This is a genomic window from Archangium gephyra (assembly GCF_049060025.1).
In the GTDB taxonomy this organism is placed as follows: Bacteria; Myxococcota; Myxococcia; order Myxococcales; family Myxococcaceae; genus Archangium; species Archangium gephyra_A.
The window spans coordinates 5061102-5076805 of the sequence record NZ_JBMEQQ010000002.1; the positions used below are offsets into that span (position 1 = coordinate 5061102).

The 15704-nt window shown below is 69.9% G+C and carries 13 protein-coding genes; 7 read left to right on the forward strand and 6 right to left on the reverse strand.

What is annotated here, in order from left to right:
- Positions 1 to 11: 11 nt before the first annotated feature.
- A complete protein-coding gene (locus ACN28I_RS22015; protein ID WP_420943920.1) occupies positions 12 to 1010 on the reverse strand; it encodes an RluA family pseudouridine synthase in 999 nt (332 codons plus the stop codon).
- Between the two features lie 196 nt (positions 1011 to 1206).
- On the opposite strand from ACN28I_RS22015, the gene ACN28I_RS22020 reads away from it, so the two are divergent.
- A complete protein-coding gene (locus tag ACN28I_RS22020; protein ID WP_420943921.1) occupies positions 1207 to 1827 on the forward strand; it encodes a TIGR02265 family protein in 621 nt (206 codons plus the stop codon).
- Positions 1828 to 1830: 3 nt separating this feature from the next.
- Here the strand turns inward: ACN28I_RS22020 and ACN28I_RS22025 are convergent, their stop codons facing one another.
- Positions 1831 to 2202: a response regulator gene (locus ACN28I_RS22025; RefSeq protein ID WP_420943922.1), complete on the reverse strand. Its 372-nt coding sequence runs from the start codon at positions 2200 to 2202 to the stop codon at positions 1831 to 1833.
- Between the two features lie 21 nt (positions 2203 to 2223).
- Positions 2224 to 5028: a PAS domain S-box protein gene (locus ACN28I_RS22030; protein WP_420943923.1), complete on the reverse strand. Its 2805-nt coding sequence runs from the start codon at positions 5026 to 5028 to the stop codon at positions 2224 to 2226.
- A gap of 218 nt (positions 5029 to 5246) precedes the next feature.
- On the opposite strand from ACN28I_RS22030, the gene ACN28I_RS22035 reads away from it, so the two are divergent.
- The 4 genes from ACN28I_RS22035 (at position 5247) to ACN28I_RS22050 (ending at position 8625) form a co-directional block, all read left to right on the forward strand.
- Positions 5247 to 6923 (forward strand): serine/threonine-protein kinase, encoded by a 1677-nt coding sequence (locus ACN28I_RS22035; protein WP_420943924.1) that lies wholly within the window; start codon positions 5247 to 5249, stop codon positions 6921 to 6923.
- A gap of 106 nt (positions 6924 to 7029) precedes the next feature.
- On the forward strand, positions 7030 to 7323 hold the full coding sequence (locus ACN28I_RS22040; RefSeq protein ID WP_420943925.1) for a mersacidin/lichenicidin family type 2 lantibiotic: 294 nt from the start codon (positions 7030 to 7032) through the stop codon (positions 7321 to 7323).
- 280 nt (positions 7324 to 7603) lie between these two features.
- Complete coding sequence (locus tag ACN28I_RS22045) at positions 7604 to 8152, forward strand: hypothetical protein (protein WP_420943926.1); 549 nt, start codon at positions 7604 to 7606, stop codon at positions 8150 to 8152.
- 2 nt (positions 8153 to 8154) lie between these two features.
- Positions 8155 to 8625 (forward strand): SMI1/KNR4 family protein, encoded by a 471-nt coding sequence (locus tag ACN28I_RS22050; RefSeq protein WP_420943927.1) that lies wholly within the window; start codon positions 8155 to 8157, stop codon positions 8623 to 8625.
- Between the two features lie 6 nt (positions 8626 to 8631).
- Here the strand turns inward: ACN28I_RS22050 and ACN28I_RS22055 are convergent, their stop codons facing one another.
- The 3 genes from ACN28I_RS22055 to wecB form a co-directional block, all read right to left on the reverse strand.
- On the reverse strand, positions 8632 to 9567 hold the full coding sequence (locus ACN28I_RS22055) for a DUF2381 family protein (RefSeq protein ID WP_420943928.1): 936 nt from the start codon (positions 9565 to 9567) through the stop codon (positions 8632 to 8634).
- A gap of 12 nt (positions 9568 to 9579) precedes the next feature.
- Entirely contained in the window at positions 9580 to 11493 is a 1914-nt protein-coding gene (locus ACN28I_RS22060; RefSeq protein ID WP_420943929.1) for a serine/threonine-protein kinase, read from the reverse strand.
- 273 nt (positions 11494 to 11766) lie between these two features.
- Positions 11767 to 12939 (reverse strand): non-hydrolyzing UDP-N-acetylglucosamine 2-epimerase, encoded by a 1173-nt coding sequence (gene wecB / locus ACN28I_RS22065; protein WP_420943930.1) that lies wholly within the window; start codon positions 12937 to 12939, stop codon positions 11767 to 11769.
- A 95-nt stretch (positions 12940 to 13034) separates the two neighbouring features.
- Between wecB and kdsB the strand changes: the two genes are divergently transcribed.
- A complete protein-coding gene (gene kdsB / locus ACN28I_RS22070) occupies positions 13035 to 13775 on the forward strand; it encodes a 3-deoxy-manno-octulosonate cytidylyltransferase (protein WP_420943931.1) in 741 nt (246 codons plus the stop codon).
- A gap of 62 nt (positions 13776 to 13837) precedes the next feature.
- Complete coding sequence (locus ACN28I_RS22075) at positions 13838 to 15616, forward strand: ABC transporter ATP-binding protein (RefSeq protein ID WP_420943932.1); 1779 nt, start codon at positions 13838 to 13840, stop codon at positions 15614 to 15616.
- Positions 15617 to 15704 lie beyond the last annotated feature (88 nt).

Here is a 15704-nt window from a genome sequence, read left to right on the forward strand (position 1 = left end):
CCGCACCCCACTCATGTGATGGGCCGTCCGGAAATGAAGTCCTGGAGATCCCCGGGCAGGGGCGAGTCGAAGGTGACGGCCCTCCCGGTGCCCGGGTGAGGGAAGGAGATGCGCGCGGCGTGCAGGGCGTGGCGGGGCAGACGCAGGCGCTCCCAGGCCTCGGGCTCCAGGCAGTGCTTGCTGAAGCGGTCGAAGTAGCCGGGATCCGGGCCGTACATCTTGTCGCCCACCAGGGGGAAGCCGGCCTCGCGCAGGTGGATGCGGATTTGATGCTGGCGCCCCGTCTCCGGGAAGCAGCGCAGCAGGGCGAAGGGCTGGCCCTCGCGGGTGAAACGCTGGAGCACCTGGAAGCGGGTGCGGCTCTCCTTGCCCTCCACGGCGTCGATGCGCACGGCGATGCGGATGAGCTCGGTGCCCTCGGCGATGGGCGCGTCCACGTGGAAGGTGTCCTCGGGCGGATGGCCCTCGCACACGGCGAGGTACTCCTTGTGGACGTCACGCGAGACGAAGAGGCGGCCGAGGACGCGGCAGGACTCGGTGGTGCGCCCGCAGACGACGAGGCCGCTCGTCTCGCGGTCCAGGCGGTGGGCGGGCTCGGCGAAGGCCTCTCCGAAACGCTCGCGCAGCAGGGAGACGAGCGTGCCCTTGTGGTAGCGCGCCGTGGGATGGATGGGGAGCCCCGCGGGCTTGTCGAGCACGAGCAGCCAATCGTCCTGGAAGACGGTGGGCAGCGCGGTGGGCGTCTCCGGCTCCGCGCTGACGGGCCGGCGGATGCGGAAGGAGAGGCCCGGGTAGACGGGCGTGGAGGGCTTGAGCCGGCGCCCTTCACACAGGACGCCCCGCTGGATGATGCCGTGGAGGCGCTCACGCGTCAGGCGGCGGAGCTTCTCGGAGAGGTAGCGATCCAGCCGCCAGCCGGCATAGTTCGGCTCGACGACGAACGGGATGTCGACGTAGCCCTCGGGGGCTTCGCCAGACGGGCGGGGGATGTCCTCTCGCTGCTCTCTCATTCGACGGTTCCGGCTTAACACAACGCGCTGGCCGCTTCCTCCCCGGGTCCGTCCCACTTCACTGGGAGCGCCCCCATGCCCCCTCCCCTCGGCGGGGGGCCGGGGACACCGGGCACCCGGGGGCCCTCTTGCCGAACACGGGGTGGACGTGGAATCACCTGTCCTCCAGCCCGTTGAGACCGGAGACGTGAGGCCTATGAAGGACCCGAACGCCAGACGCCACTCGCCGCCGCACGGCTCCGAGGAGGAGTTGCGCGGGCTCCTGTCCTCGCTGCCGGCGACGGCCGCCGTGCGAGGAATGCTCTTCAACGCCGTGCTGGAGGTGGTGCGGCAGCGGGGAGGCGAAGCCGCGGTCCATCAGTGCCTGGCGGCGCTCGGGGAGAAGAAGTTCCTGGACTTCTTCAGCTACCCCTCCAGCAAGTACCTCGAGGTGCTCTACAGCGCTGCCCGGATGCGCACGCCCGGGGCTCCGGAGGACTTCGAGACGGCGCTGCGGCACCTGGGACAGCAATCGGCGGCGAACTTCCTGGTGTCGGCGGTGGGCAGGACGCTGCTGGTGTTGGTGCAGGGAGATCCGCACCGGCTGCTCAACAGCCTGCCGTGGGCCATCCAGGTGGGGGTGAGTGGCGTGGAGGTCGCCGTGAGGCTGACGGGGCCCTGGAGCGGGGTGCTCACCGTCCAACACGACTTCAGTCCGCGCCCGTACGTCGAGGGCGGCTTCCTGGCGACGTTCGAGGCCGCGAAGGTGAAGGGAGCCCGGGTGCGCTCGTGGCAGGCGGGGCCCACCGCCAACGAGTACGAGATCTCCTGGGGGTAACGCTCAGTCGCAGGAATCGGCCACGACGGCCAGCAACTCCTCCAGCTCGAAGGGCTTGCGCAAGAGCCCCTGGGCACCCGGAGGCACGTCCCGCCCGCTCGCGGTGCAGAGGATGACCTTCACCGGATCGTAGAGCGGGTTCTCCCGCAGCAGGTGGAGGAATTGCGCCCCATCCATCACGGGCATCATCCAGTCCAGCAGCACGAGGCAGGGCTGGCCCATCGTCCCCAGCAGCTCCAACGCCATCTGGCCGTGGAACGCGAGGACGACGCTGTAGCCCGCGTCGTCGAGGATGTCGCGAAGGGCCTCGCGGATGTCCGGGTCGTCGTCGACCACCAGGATGGGAATGGGAGTGGAGGGCTGGGGCACGGTCATGGGAGCAGCCAGGAGAGCGGGTCAGGAGCTGGGAGTCGATGGCCGCCGGGGCAGGCGCACGGTGAAGGTGGTTCCCTCCGCGAGGGTGGAGCGTACGCCGATGACGCCACCATGGCCGAGGACGATCTGCCGGGTGATGAAGAGGCCCAGGCCGAGGCTGCCCCTGCCCTCCCCGGACTCGGGCCCCCGGCGGTAGGGCTCGAAGAGGGTGGGCAGCAGCTCGGGGGAAATGGGGGGGCCCTCGTTGTGCACCTCGAGCTCGACGAGCGAGTCCTCGCTCCGGGTGGACACCCGCACGGGCGTCCCCGGAGGGCTGTGCTGCAGTGCGTTGCCCACCAGGTTGGTGACGACCTGGGCCAGCCGGTCCGCGTCCCACTCCCCCTGCCCCTCCCCGCCGGCGGCCAGCTCGATGTGCCGCTCCGGATGGGCCATGCGCACCTCGGAGAGAATCCGCCGCACGTGGAAATGGAAGTCCAGGGGCCCGCGGTGGATGGGAATGCCACGGCCCACGCGGGCCTGGGTGAAGTCGAGCAGGTCGCGAATCATCCGGCTGGCGCGGTCCGAGGCGGAGAAGATGCGGCTGGCCGTCTTCGCCGTGCGCTCGTCCACCTCCTCGCGTTTGAGCAGGGCCGTGGCCGCCAGGGTGATGGCGTTGAGGGGCGAGCGCAGATCATGGCTGACGATGGCCACCACGTCCTCGCGCACCCGCACGGCCTCCTGCAGCTCCTGGAAGAGGCGCGCGTTGTCGATGGCCACGGCGGCGCGGTCCGCCACGCCCCGGGCCACCTCCACGTCCGCCGCCAGCGCGGCGCCCCGGGACTGGTGCCAGTAGAGACTGATGATGCCCAGCTTGCGGCCCCGGGCCACCAGGGGCACGAGGGCCCCGGAGCGCAAGGGGAGCCTGCTCATGATGGCCCGGTGCTCCGGGTTCCGGGCCGCGGCATCCAGCAACGCGGGGGTGATGTCCGGGATGGCCACGACCTCACCGCGCTTCAGGGCGAGGGCCATGGGACTGTCGCTCCCCACCAGCGGGGACCAGGCCAGCACCTCGCGGATGAGGGGGTGGTACTCCGGCTCGCGGGCCGCCGCCTCCAGCCGGTGCAACTGCCCGTCCTCCCCCAGCAGGTCCACCGTGCAGGAGTCGGCCAGCCGGCTCACCACCAGCGAGGCGAAGCCCTTCAAGGTGGTGGCGACATCGAGCGACTGGGACAGGAGCGTCCCCACCTCGAGGAAGAGGGCCTGCGCCTCCTCGGCGCGCTTGCGGGCGGAGATGTCCCGCACCACCCCCATGAAGAAGCGTCCCTCGGGCAGGCGCAGCTCGCTGACGGAGAGTTCCAACGGGAAGACGCTCCCGTCCTTGCGCCGGCCCTTCACCTCGCGCCCGATGCCGATGACCTTGCGCTCGCCCGTGCGCAGGTAGTTGGCCATGTAGCCGTCGTGCTCGCTCCGGTACGGCTGGGGCATGAGCATGCGGATGTTGCGGCCGATGAGCTCCTCGGGCGCATAGCCGAAGATGCGCAGCGTGGCCGGGTTGATGTCCTGGATGAGGCCCCGCTCGTCGATGGTGAGGATGCCGTCCACCGCCGTCTCCAGCATGGCCTCGTGCCGCTGGGTCGTCACGCGCAGGGACTGCTCGCTCCGCTTGCGCGCGGAGATGTCCCGGGTGACCTTGGCGAAGCCGCGGAGGTGGCCCGCCTCGTCGCGCAGCGCGGTGATGGCGACGTCCGCCCAGAAGAGGCCGCCGTCCTGGCGCACGCGCTGGCCCTCCGAATGGAAGTGGCCCTCGTTGGCGGCGGTCCGCAGGCCCTGCTGGGGCACTCCGGCCTCCACGTCCGCGGGGAGGTAGAAGCGGGTGAAGGATTGGCCGATGATCTCCTCGGCCTTGTAGCCCTTGATGCGCTGCGCGCCGGGATTCCAGCTCGCCACCCGGCCCTCGGGGTCCAGCATGAAGATGGCGTAGTCCTCCACGCCCTCCACCAGCAGCCGGAAGCGCTCCTCGCTCTCGCGCAGGGCCCGCTCGGCGCGCTTGCGCTCGCTCACGTCGGTGGAGATGCCGCAGACGGCGGCGGGCCGGCCCTCGGCGTCCGGCAGGGGGAACTTCACGGAAAGGTACGTGTGCGGCCCCTCCGGATGCGGGGCCTCCTCCTCGACCCACAGGGGCGCGTTGTCCGCGAGCACCCGCCGGTCATTGGCGCGGAACGCTTCGGCCAGGTGCGGGGGGAAGATGTCCGCATCCGTCTTCCCCAGCAGCGCCTCGCGCGGGAGACGGAAGAGGAGCTCGAAGTGGCGGTTGACGAGGATGAAGCGGCCCTGGGGATCCTTCGCGTAGATGGCGGCGGGGGCATGGTCGATGATGGACTGGAGCCGGGCCTCGCTCGCCCGCAGCACCTTCTCGCGCTCCTCGGCGAAGTGGCTGACGGCCTCGGCGATGCCCGTGGTGATGGCCTGGGTGACCACGCGCACTTCCGGCATGCGCGGCGGGTGACCCGCCTCCTCGGCCAGGTCGAAGATGAGGTCTCGCAAGATGCCGTATTCCCGGACGACGGCGTTGATGTCCGCGCCAATCCGGTAGCGCTGCCGGCCGTGCACCTCGGCCACCGCCGGCATCTCGGACGCGTCCACGGCCTCCGCGGGGCACGAGTCCTGGCGCAAGGCCCTCAGCAGCCCCTCGAGGAAGTCCGGCAGGCTGTCCACGAGCTCCGCGCGATTGGACGCCCCGAGAGGCAGACGCTCCCTCACCTGCCTGGCCCATCGTTCGATGAGCTCTTCCTTCCGGGACTTCAGCAGATCCGCCAGGCGGGTCGGCGGGTGTGCCGCGACGCTCATGCGAAACTCGTTACCCCCAAGGTTGTTCTCCTCTCCTGGCTGCTCGTAGGAGAAGGTGCGTCCGGTCCTCCGGAAGTGTCCGGCCCCTCGCGGGGTCCCGAGGAACGTGGTGAGGGCTCCGGCACGGGCACGGGCGCCCGCCTGGCCGCCAGCCCTCCCAGACCCAGGCGGGTGTCCCCCCGTCGGGAAGGCGGGCCTGATAACGTCGTCCGCCTCCCATGGAAGCCACCGTCGCCTCCGATCCCCGTATTGGCACCGTCCTGCAGCAGCGTTACCGGATTCTCGAGCGGCTCGCCGCCGGGGGAATGGGAGTGGTGTACCGTGGCGAGCGCCTCGAGCTGGGCCGGGCGGTGGCCATCAAGTTCCTCCATTCGTGGATGGCGGCGGACGAGGGCTTCCAGCGGCGGTTCCACATCGAAGCGCAGGCGATGAGCCGGCTGTCGCACCCGTGCTGCGTCTCGGTGATCGACTTCGGCGTGGAGGACAACGCGCCCTTCATGGTGATGGACTTCGTGACGGGGCAGACGCTGCGCTCGCTGGTGCGCGAGGGCGGGCCGCTGCCGGTGAAGCGGGCGCTGGGCATCGTGAGACAGGTGCTCGCGGGGCTGGCCCACGCGCATGCCCAGGGCATCGTCCACCGCGACATCAAGCCGGACAACATCATCCTGACGGAGGCCATCGGGCTGGGAGATCAGGTCCGCATCCTGGACTTCGGACTGGCGCGGCTTCGCGACACGGTGACGGGCCTGACCACGGGCCTGGCGGTGGGCACGCCCGGCTACATGGCCCCGGAGCAGATCCGCGCCGGGGCGATCGACGCCCGGACGGACCTCTACTCCGTCGGCGTGCTCCTCTTCGAGCTGCTCACCGCGGCGCGGCCCTTCGATGGAGACGGGGCCGCCGAGGTGATGCGCAAGCACCAGGAGGCCGTGCCGCCGGCGCTGGGCAGCCTCCGCTCCGGTGCGGGCTTCTCCCAGGAGCTGGAGGGGGTCGTCCACAAGGCGTTGGCGAAGCAGCCCGGGGACCGGTTCCAATCGGCCGCGGACTTCGCCACCGCGCTGGACACCCTTCCGGACCTGAGCCCCTCGGCCGCGCACCCCACCGTGCAGGGGATGCACGCGGGAGCGCCTTCCGCGCAGGAGGCCGCCACCCTCCCCCACCATCCCCAGGGCGGCGGGATGCTGCTGGAGCGGAGGGCGTCCCCGGCGGAGCCTGGCTCGCGGGAACTGGTGCCACCGCGGGACACGAGACCGATGGTGGCCGTGGGGGCCGCGGGCGTGCTCCTGCTGGGCCTCGGCGCGGCGTTGCTCTGGCCGGCGGAGCAGGAGCCGGTGCCCGCCAGGAGCGCGCCTGCCTCCGCCACGAAGAGCCCCTCCGCACCGAAGCCGCCGCCCGCGAAGCCGCCGCCCGCTCCCGCGGAGAAGCCGGCGGCGCTCGCGGAGAAGACGGAAGCTCCCGCCGGGGAACGGACCGGGGCACGGGAAGAGCTTCCCGGCATCGAGCAGATCGAAAGCTGGGCGAAGCAGGGAGAGCGGCGGCGGGAGCAGACCCTGAGCGCGCTCGCCCGGCTGCGAGCGCAGTATCCGGCGAATGCCTATGCCGCGTATCTGGAGGGGAACGTCAACTTCGACAACCTGCGTTGGGTGGATGGACTCGCCTCGTACGGCGCGGCCATTCGCAACGAGCCCGCCTACCGCACGGACGAGAAGCTCATCCGCGACCTCATCCGCTGTCTGGTGAGCGATCGCTTCCACAGGAAGTGCGCGGAGTTCCTCGTGCGGGAGGTGGGAGCCCCCGCGGTGCCCTTCCTCGAGGAAGCGGCGGGCTCGGACTCCTACGCCAACGTCCGCGCCCGAGCGTCGAACCTGCTGCCGAGAGTGGGCGCACGGCGCTGAGTGCCCCGCGGGCGGGCGCGGACGCCCGGTGCGTCACATCGGCGGGAGGCGGTCTCCATCCAATGCCCGCTCCAAGTTGGAGCGGGCATTCGAAAGGAGAACGCGAATGGACACGGCAACCATCATCCGGGCCTGGAAGGACCCGAGGTTCAGGGCGAGCCTCACCCAGGAGCAGCGGGACTCGCTCCCCGAGAGCCCCTGTGGAAAGTCGATGGCGGAGCTCTCGGAGGAGGATCTCCAGGGCATCACGGGAGGAGCGCTGCTCATCAATCCCCAGGTGGTGCAGTTCAACGGACCCATCCTGGCGAAGACGCAGTGCGTCTGCACGCACCACTGCGGGATGACGAACCTCACCGAGGCGATCTACCCGAGCCCCGGCGGCCTGCCGCCGAGCTTCTAGAGAGCACGGCGGAGGACGCTGTCAGCGAACGACGACCGGCATGGGCACACCCGGCCCGTGCCGGTGTCCTGGAAGTACTCAGAGGGGAGGCACCAGACGCTGTCAACGCGACCGGGTATTCTCCGGGACTGGATCCCTGAGAGGGGCGGGGCACGCGCCAGAAAGAATCCTCATGAAACCAAGCTGGACGGCAGTGTTGCTGTTGCTCCTCGCCGGATGCGCCACGACCCAGGGGACGGGAGGTTCTGGTCCTTCACCCTCGCCAGGAACCAAGCCCGCCGTGAAGAAGGAATTGCCCTGGTTGAATGTACCGGGCGGACGACTGAAGACGACCCTCTTCTACGGCCCTTGGCAGTGTCGCCGGCAGTTCATGAACGGATGCCAGAGGGAGTGCGCCAGTGAAGGCTACCCGCTCATGGGCTGCATGTGGCTAGCCGACATCAAGCTGGACTGGGAGGGAAGCCTCGTCCTCTTGCCGGTCCCCGTCGAAGCCGGTAGCCGCTACGGCATCTATCACTGCTGCTGCAAATTCCCCACGTTGCCAAAGGCGAAGAAGGAGGCTGAACGCAAGAAGTGGGACAACATTCGAGAGTCCTTCCGGGAGAAGTGGGGCAAGAAGTTCGGAGAGTGGCCCAGCGAGAACGGGACCTCCTGGGCGGGCCATCACATCCGGGATCTCTGGCACGGTGGCGACCCGGTGGACCCCAACAACATCTTCCCCGCGCAGCCGGACGCACACAAGGTGTTCACCGACCAGTACCCCGCCTGCTACGACGGGCAGGCGCCCTGGAACACCGTGGGACCTGACCTGCCCTATACGGACTATTGACGATGACCACGCCCATGAGCCACCTGCTCGACGAGGTCTCCCGCGCTCACTTCCCGCGGCCTCCCGCCACGCTTGAGGAGATCAAGGAGTTCGAGAGCCGGATGGGCTGGAAGTTGGACCAGGATCTGCGGGCCTTCTATCTGCACTGCAATGGGGCCGCTCTGATTCAATGGCCAGACTCGCCCTATGAAATCCTGCCCTTGTCGAAGATCGTCCGCGCACGCGTTGCCATCCGTGGAAAGGATGATGATTCGCGCGGTCCAGCATCGATGTACGCCATCTGCCACGTGCGCGACGGCAACTATATCGTTCTCGACGTGAGCCGGCAGATCGACGGGCGATATCCGCTCATGGATGGAGACCGCGAGACCTGGCCCAACCCGGAGTACTGCTCGCGGATCGCCAACTCGTTCTCGGAGTTCCTGGAGCAGGTGTTCCGCACCCGGCGCAGCCTCTACTGGCTGGGGGAATGAAACCTTTCACTCCGGGAACGTCACGCCCAACACGGTGGCCGTCCGCACTCCGTCCTCGTCCCAGAGCTTGAGCACATGGCTGCCGCTGCGCAGTTCGGCCAGCGGCAACTCCACCTCCACCACGATACGGCCCCAGGCGCCCGGAACAATGGGATGAGGCGACCACACCGCCATCGTCCACCGCCCGCCCGGGCCCACCAGCTCCGCATTCGCGGCCCTCCAGGGCTGGAGACCGTTGTTCGCCAGCTGCAGATCCACCGCCAGCCGAACCACCTCTTCCCCTTTATTTCCGCTCGTGGCGCTGTAGCTCGTCACATACTGCGTACGAAAGGGTTCTCCGCGGCCCAGGGGGAGGCCCTCCTCGATGAACCTGGCACGAGTGCCATGCCAGTCCATCTGACGCAAGACGATCAGCCCGGTGAGGCCGGAGGGCCTGCCACACTCCGCGCGCTCCCGCACCAGTTGCATCTTGCACTGCTGGGACTCCGCTTGGGCCGCCTCGGACTCCTGCTTGTAGGATTCACCGGAGCGAGGAAGGCGGAACACCTCGATCTGGCGCTCGGCCTGGGGATGCACCACCAGCAGGAAGTCCACGCTCGCCGGGACCGCCCCATCCGCGAAGCGCACGGTCAGCCGCAAGCGTGTCCCCATGGACAACTCGCGCAAGGGCAGGAGCGTGAGCACGAGGCCGTCCTCGGACAGCGAGGCCTGCCGGAAGCGCTCACGCTGCGCCAAGATGACCCCCTCGCGTTGCACGGGCGTGTCGAAGACGAACAGGGTTCCAAGTCCCGGACTGATGCGGACCTGGCGTGATTCACTGGCAGCATCCGTCGTCACCATGAAGCGCGGGCTGCCCGTCATTTCCTCGGCGGCGGGCAGCGCCAGAGCCTGAGCGCTCGCGGCAACGAGCAACAGCAGAGCAGCGGGGGGCAAGGAACGCATGGGGACCACTCCCTATTCGAAGTGATCCACCGTGCCCAGTTGCACCATGGAAAAGACTTCAGCGATGTCCGGGCTGCTACTGGGAGCCCTCATCACCGCCCCCCGCTTGCCGTCACGGCCAAAATCGTAGATCTCCATGCAGACCGGGTACGTGTAGTTGTCTCGCGTGCGGGCCTCGGTGAAACGGCCATACACGCGCCCGTTTGCAAAGAAGAGCTCGCCGGTGAAAACGGTGCCAAAGTCCTTCGTTCCCCATGGGGTGCCCACATAGAGCGTGGCGCCCGGGCCGGGGTGCACGTTGATGCGTTTGCCGCCTTCCAAATGGTTCAAGGCGGCCAGCGTGCTCTCCCCGATCCTCAGCCCCATGGCCTTCATGCCCTCGATGGCCCCGGGCGGGCACTCCGCCGGAGGAGGCAGGTACGAAGGCGGGGGCCGCACCTGGAGGGCGGGGCTCGCGCAGGCGAGCTGACCGGCGACCAGGACCAGGGTGCACGCCTTGCCCGCCGCACCCACCCTCGTGCCCTGCGAATCCCGCTGCTTCTTCTGAGAGGAATTGACCTGCTTGGGAGTCTTCACGCGCGTGCTGTCCTTCCGGGGCGTCGCAGTGGCGACGGGCGCAGGGGTTGCCGCCTTCGCGGGCGCTGCACCCTCAACACTCTCCGGCGGATTGCTCGCGGGCGCCAATTTTCTGACTTCGGAAGTGGTGGCCTCGGAAGTCACTGCGGAAGTAGTTGCCCCCACCTCGGACGCACGGGTGAATGCGTGGTGCGCAAGGGCCAGCCCCACCAGAAGACCCAACCCCAGGACGCAGCCCCAGAAGCGCGCATGGCGCGGGGGGCGCCGGGTTCGCGGCGATACGGAACCGGGCAGCTCCTCCGCTCCGTCCTCCCCCTCTCCGGGCGGAGACTCCTCCAGTGAGCCAGGAAGCGTGGAGGCCTCCGCCAGGGGCACGGGCCGGCCGCGCCGGGGGCGGAGCCGCGCGTGCAGCTTCAGCCGCCGCACCTTGTCCATCCAGTCCCCCAGGTCGAGTCCCTCTTGCTGGGGCGTGGTGGCATCGTCCGGGCCCCACGCCTCGCACAGCGGCACGTCCCATGCGCCGTCCGCCTCCGCCAGCTCCGCCTCCAGCGCCGCGCACAGCGCCACCGCATCCGGGTAGCGCGCCTCGAGCGGCTTCTCCAGCATGCGCAGGCACAGCTCGCTCAGGGCGCGGGGCACGCGCGGGTTGCGCAGGTGCGGCGGCTCGGGTGCTTGCTTCAGGATGACGTCCGCCAGGGTGCCCTCGTCCGCGACGGGCCCCTCGGTGTCGAAGGGGTAGCTGCCCGTGAGCAGCCAGTACAGCAGCACGCCCAGCGCCCACAGGTCATCCGAGGCCCGCGCCGGGGAGTGCTCGCCCGCCCTCTCACGCCGGAAGCGCAGCGCCTCCGGGCTGCGGTAGTGCCGGGTGCCCGGCAGCCCCATCGGGTTGGTGATCTCGGGCGCGCCCACGTACGTGCCCACCCCGAAGTCCACCAGCACCGGCCGCCCATCCTTCTTGCGCACCAGCACGTTGGCGCCCTTGATGTCGCGGTGCACCACGCCCGCCCGGTGCACGGCCACCAACTGCCGCGCCACCTCCAGCACCTGGAGCGCCATGTCCCGCGCCGAGGGGTTGCTCGCCTTCGCCCATTCATACAGCGGGCGCCCGCGCACGTACGGCATGACGAGGTAGACGAAGCGGGGGCGGGAGACGGGCCAGAGGCCGCAGCCCAGCACCTTCACCGAGCCCACGCGCCGCAACCGCAGCCGCACCTCCAGCTCGCGCCAGGCCCAGTCGTCCGACGCCAGGGGGAGCAGCTTGACGGCATACAGCCGGCCCCCACGCCGAGCGCGGAAGACGGTGCCCTGACCGCCCTCACCCAGCCGCGTCTCCAGCCGGAAGCCGTCCACCGAGTCTCCGGCTCGCGGTGGCGTTGCCGCGCCCCCCTCATCCCTCGGGAGAATCCGCCGCGGCCTTCTCACACGTCCCGGCTCAGCCGAACGCCCCTCCACTGCCTGCCCCATGCGTATGACCTCCGCAGTGGGACAGCATAACATGACCCCTGACACCCTGTGGGCGCATAACAATCGAGGGCCTCACGGGTCCGGCCGAGCCTCGCCAGGCTCAGGCCCTTTCCGTGATGGCCCTCGGATGCTTCCGCTACGGGCACGAGTGCCCGCGGCTCAAACCGGGTGGTGCTCCGGCCCTGGAGCGGAGGGGACGATCCGGTTGCCGCCCGTGCGCCGCGGCGCCTTGCCCATCCCGAGGAACTCCTCGTAGAGGCGGGCGATGCGCTCGCCGGTGCGCCCGTCCCACAGCTCCGGGACACGGCCCTTCTTCTCGTGACCATCGAGGATGCGGTCCGCGGCCTGCCGGATGCGGCCCGGATCCGTGCCCACCACGAGGTTGGTGCCGATGTCCACGGTGATGGGGCGCTCGGTGTTCTCGCGCACGGTGAGGCAGGGAATGCCGAGCACGGTGGTCTCCTCCTGGAGGCCGCCGGAGTCGGTGAAGACGAGCCGGGCCTGGGAGGTGAGCGCGAGGAACTCCAGGTAGCCCATGGGGTCCACCAGGCGCAGGCCCGGGGTGCGCGCCAGCGAGGCGTCCAGGCCCAGCTCGGTGATGCGCTTGCGGGTCCGCGGGTGGACGGGGAACACCACCGGCAGCCGGCTGGCCACGTGGCTCAGCGCGGAGAGCAGCCCGGTGAGCACCTGGGCGTCATCCACGTTGGAGGCCCGGTGCAGGGTGCACACGGCGTAGCCGCGCGCGTGGAGCCCCAGGTCCTCGAGCGTGGACAGCCGCAGGGCCTTCTCCCGGGCCGCCAGCAGCGAGTCGATCATCACGTTGCCCACCAGCCGGATGCGCTCGGGCTCCACGCCCTCGCGGATCAGGTTGGCGTCCGCGTCGGCCGAGGGCGTCAGCAGCAGGTGGGAGATGCGGTCGGTGAGGACGCGGTTGATCTCCTCGGGCATGGCGGGGTCGAAGCTGCGCAGACCCGCCTCCACGTGGGCGATGGGGATGCCCATCTTCACCGCCACGAGCGCGGCGGCCAGGGTGCTGTTGACGTCACCCACCACGGAGACGATGCCGGGCTTCTCGGTGGAGAACACCTTCTCCAGCTCGATCATGACCTTGGCCGTCTGCTCGGCGTGGCTGCCCGAGCCGATGCCGAGGTGGATGTCCGGGGCGGGCATGCCCAGGTCGGTGAAGAAGACGTCACTCATCTTCACGTCGTAGTGCTGCCCGGTGTGCACCAGCTTCTGTTCGAGTACGCCGCGCTCGGAGATGGCCCGATGGATGGGAGCCACCTTCATGAAGTTGGGACGAGCGCCGACGATATGGAGGACCTTCTTCATGGTGGCGGGAAGCTAGGCACGGGCCCCCGGCTGCCTAGTGCCCCCCTCCCTCCGGGGCCTTGCAGCGTCGTGGATCTGATAGAGAGCGCCGCACCATGTCCTCGCCCCGCACCTTCGCCGTCATCCCCGCCCGCTATGCCAGCACGCGCTTTCCCGGCAAGCCGCTGGCCCTCATCGCCGGCCGGCCGATGATCGAGCACGTCTGGCGCCGCTGCCAGGAGGCCCGGGCCTTCGACGAGGTGGTGGTGGCCACCGATGATGTCCGCATCCAGGCGGTGGTGGAGGGCTTCGGAGGCACGGTGGTGATGACGTCGCCCGAGTGCGCCACGGGGACGGACCGGGTGGCCGAGGTGGCGCGGCAGCGTCTGGAGGTGGACGTCTGGGTGAACGTGCAGGGCGACGAGCCGCTGGTGGACCCGGTTTCACTGCGGGTGCTGGCGGGCCTCTTCGCGCACCCGGAGGTGGAGATGGGCACGCTGGTGCGCCCGCTGGAGGCGGCCGAGGAGGACAGCCCGCACGTGGTGAAGGCGGTGCTGGCGCTCAACGGGGACGCGCTCTACTTCAGCCGCAGCACGGTGCCCTTCATCCGCGAGCCGGGCGAGGCGGCGGCCGTGAAGCGCTGGGCGCACCTGGGGCTGTACGGGTACCGGCGCGAGACGCTGCTGCGGCTGGCGGAGCTGAGCGCCACCCCGCTGGAGCAGGCGGAGAAGTTGGAGCAGCTACGAGCGCTGGAGCACGGCATCCGCATCCGTTGCGGGAAGGTGACGGGGCGCTCGGTGGCGGTGGACGTGCCCGGGGACGTGGCCCGGGTGGAGGCGGCGATGCGGGGCGCCTGAGCCTGGCCCCCCGCTTTGTAGGGAAGCATGCGGCGGGGCACGTCCCGCGTTAGTCTGCGCGCGTGTCCGACGCCCCCCAGCAACCCACCGCCTCCAAGAAGCCCAAGATTTCCCCCCTGACGGTGCGCCGCATCCTGAGCCTCGCGCGCCCTCAAGCGCGCAGGATCCTGGGCGGTATCGTCTTCCTGCTCATCGCCAGCGGCCTGATGCTGGTGTACCCCAAGGCCATCGGCGACATCATCGACCAGGCCATCAAGGCGGGAGACCGCTCGCAGATCGACAACATCGCCCTGACGATGGGAGTCGTCTTCGTGCTGCAGGGCGCGGCGATGGCGCTGCGCTACTACCTCTTCACCACCGCGGGCGAGCGCGTGGTGACGCGGCTGCGGCAGGACCTCTTCGGCAGCCTCATGTCCCAGGAGGTGGGCTTCTTCGACGAGCGCAAGACGGGTGAGCTCACCAACCGGCTGGCTTCGGACACCACGGTGCTGCAGAACGCGGTGAGCGTGAACATCTCCATGGGCCTGCGCAACGCGGCGCAGGCCCTGGGCGGCATCGCGCTGCTGCTCTACACCTCGCCGGTGCTCACGGGGCTGATGCTGGCCATCGTCCCGGCGGTGGCGGTGGGGGCCGTGACGTACGGCCGCAAGGTGCGCGGGCTCTCCAAACAGACGCAGGACGCGCTCGCCGCCGCCAACCAGGTGGCCGAGGAGAGCCTCTCCGGCATCCGCACGGTGCGCTCGTTCGCCGCCGAGCGGCACGAGGTGGAGCGCTACCGCTCGGCCACCGAGCGCGCCTATGACATCGCGCGCCGCCGGGTGGGTCAGTCCTCCGTCTTCATGGCCGCGGCCTCCTCCGCCTCCTACCTCGCCTCGGCGGTGGTGCTCTGGTACGGCGGCCGGCTGGTGCTGGACGGGAAGATGACGGTGGGCAACCTCACCTCCTTCCTCATCTACTCGATGATGGTGGCCTTCGCGCTGGGCGCCCTGACGGACCTGTGGGCGGACTTCATGCGCGCCGCCGGTGCCGCCGAGCGCGTCTTCGAGCTCATCGACCGCCAGCCCGCCATCCCCTCCACGGGCGGCGAGCGCCTTCCGTCGGTGCAGGGCCGCGTCGAGTTCCAGCAGGTGCGCTTCGCCTACCCCACGCGCCCGGACGTGCCGGTGCTGCAGGGCATCGACCTGAAGCTGGACGCGGGCGAGGTGGTGGCCATCGTCGGCCCCTCGGGCGCGGGCAAGTCCACCATCGCCGGGCTGCTGGCCCGCATGTACGACCCGCAGGGCGGGCGCGTGCTGCTGGACGGCAGACCGCTGAGCGCGTTGGACCCCGAGTGGCTGCGACAGCAGATTGGCACGGTGGCGCAGGAGCCGATGCTCTTCGCCACCTCCATCTCGGACAACATCCGCTACGGCCGCATGGACGCCACCGACGCCGAGGTGGAGGCGGCCGCGCGCGCCGCCAACGCGCACGAGTTCATCTCCCGCTTCCCCGAGGGCTACCGCACCCTGGTGGGTGAGCGCGGCGTGCAGCTCTCCGGCGGCCAGAAGCAGCGCATCGCCATCGCCCGCGCGGTGCTCAAGAACCCGCGCCTGCTGGTGCTGGACGAGGCCACCAGCGCGCTCGACGCGGAGAGCGAGCACCTGGTGCAGGAGGCCCTGGACCGGCTGATGCAGGGCCGCTCCACCATCATCATCGCCCACCGCCTGTCCACGGTGATTGGCGCGGACCGGGTGCTGGTGCTGGAGGGAGGCCAGGTGGTGCAGAGCGGCAACCACGCCGCGCTCATGGGCCAGGAGGGCCTCTACCGCCGGCTGGTGGAGCGTCAGTTCGTGGCGGCCTAGTTCATGGCCTCCTGACGGGGGCCCGCCCTCCCGCCCGCCCTACCTCCAGGCACGAAATACCTCCCATGCGGGGTGGCGCGGAGAAAAA

Excerpts from the sequence above, each read along its gene's own strand:
- ACN28I_RS22015 (WP_420943920.1), bottom strand. The coding sequence starts at position 1,010 with ATGAGAGAGCAGCGAGAGGACATCCCCCGCCCGTCTGGCGAAGCCCCC.
- ACN28I_RS22020 (WP_420943921.1), top strand. The coding sequence starts at position 1,207 with ATGAAGGACCCGAACGCCAGACGCCACTCGCCGCCGCACGGCTCCGAG.
- ACN28I_RS22025 (WP_420943922.1), bottom strand. The coding sequence starts at position 2,202 with ATGACCGTGCCCCAGCCCTCCACTCCCATTCCCATCCTGGTGGTCGAC.
- ACN28I_RS22030 (WP_420943923.1), bottom strand. The coding sequence starts at position 5,028 with ATGAGCGTCGCGGCACACCCGCCGACCCGCCTGGCGGATCTGCTGAAG.
- ACN28I_RS22035 (WP_420943924.1), top strand. The coding sequence starts at position 5,247 with ATGGAAGCCACCGTCGCCTCCGATCCCCGTATTGGCACCGTCCTGCAG.
- ACN28I_RS22040 (WP_420943925.1), top strand. The coding sequence starts at position 7,030 with ATGGACACGGCAACCATCATCCGGGCCTGGAAGGACCCGAGGTTCAGG.
- ACN28I_RS22050 (WP_420943927.1), top strand. The coding sequence starts at position 8,155 with ATGACCACGCCCATGAGCCACCTGCTCGACGAGGTCTCCCGCGCTCAC.
- ACN28I_RS22055 (WP_420943928.1), bottom strand. The coding sequence starts at position 9,567 with ATGCGTTCCTTGCCCCCCGCTGCTCTGCTGTTGCTCGTTGCCGCGAGC.
- wecB (WP_420943930.1), bottom strand. The coding sequence starts at position 12,939 with ATGAAGAAGGTCCTCCATATCGTCGGCGCTCGTCCCAACTTCATGAAG.
- kdsB (WP_420943931.1), top strand. The coding sequence starts at position 13,035 with ATGTCCTCGCCCCGCACCTTCGCCGTCATCCCCGCCCGCTATGCCAGC.